At 38.5% G+C, this 1,082-nt stretch carries 2 protein-coding genes; both read left to right on the top strand.

The features are described from left to right. Nucleotides 1–60 precede the first annotated feature (60 nt). A complete protein-coding gene (locus tag D7V32_RS16995; protein WP_120403944.1) occupies nucleotides 61–516 on the top strand; it encodes a helix-turn-helix domain-containing protein in 456 nt (151 codons plus the stop codon). A 37-nt stretch (nucleotides 517–553) separates the two neighbouring features. After that, complete coding sequence (locus D7V32_RS16990) at nucleotides 554–1,072, top strand: IS630 family transposase (RefSeq protein ID WP_265936387.1); 519 nt, start codon at nucleotides 554–556, stop codon at nucleotides 1,070–1,072. Nucleotides 1,073–1,082: the final 10 nt, after the last annotated feature.

Here is a 1,082-nt window from a genome sequence, read left to right as displayed (position 1 = left end):
TAAGTTGACAAAAATAACTAATCATGCGAAAAAGTTTTTTTAGTTAACAGATGTTCACACATGCCTCGAATTGTTTCTGTACCACTTAGTTTAGAACAGCGAGAACGACTCATTTTTCTGGCCAAGCATGCAAAACATTGGCGTGAAAGACAACGTGCCCAAACTATTCTCTGGCTTTCTGAAGGTAAAAGTGTTGCGGAAGTTGCCACTCTACAAGAACGTATCCCAGAAACCATAAGGCTACAACGCCGACGTTGGGAATTGTATGAGTTTGAATCGATTAAAGAAGGTCATCGCTCAGGTCGGCCCAATACATTGATCTCAGACTATCAGGCGAAAATCCTAGATTGGGTCAATACAAGTCCACTCAATGCAGAACAAATCCGAGTCAAACTACATGAAGAATACGAAGTGTCCGTGTCTGTTGAAACCATTCGTAAGTTTTTACGTGATTCAGGTATGGTCTTCAAGCGTACCCGTCATAGCTTGAAAAAAAAGAGATCCAATTGCATTTGAACAAGCAACACAGCAGATTGAAAAATTACGAGAGCAAGTGGCACGTGGTGAAATTATATTAGGTTATGTTGATGAAACAGGGTTTTCATCTACACCTGATAACCGCTATGCATGGACAAAGATAGGTGATGTTCATGCGGTTGATGCAATAAGATTAAAACGAGTTAATGTCATGGGGTGTTTGCTTTCAACGGGGAAACTGGTGACAAGTTGTTTACAAGAGTCAGTTACAAGCACTTGGTTTTATGCCTATTTAACTGGAATAGCTCAACAAGTAAAACAGACTTATAACCTTCCATTGGTTCTTATTGTTGATAATGCCTCGATTCATAGAAGTAAAAAGATGGCTGATTACAGAGAGCTACTTAAAAGTAACTTTTCGACGAATTTGTATTTTATTCCTGCTTATAGCCCTGAGTTAAATCGAATCGAGATGGTATGGAAGCAGATGAAATATTATTGGCGAGATTTTCAAGTCATGACAGCTGATAAAATAGAGCAATGGGTGGAGAGAGTATCAAACCAATTCGGAAAAGAATACATGTTTACTTTTTAATGACAGCTTA

Origin of the sequence: Acinetobacter tianfuensis (genome assembly GCF_003611465.1) — a bacterium.
GTDB lineage: Bacteria > Pseudomonadota > Gammaproteobacteria > Pseudomonadales > Moraxellaceae > Acinetobacter > Acinetobacter tianfuensis.
The sequence above is the reverse complement of the archived record's forward strand: the minus strand, read 5'-3'. Positions and strand labels throughout refer to the sequence as shown.

Bases quoted from the DNA above. Each gene is read 5' to 3' on its own strand.
- D7V32_RS16995 (WP_120403944.1), top strand. From the start codon at position 61: ATGCCTCGAATTGTTTCTGTACCACTTAGTTTAGAACAGCGAGAACGA.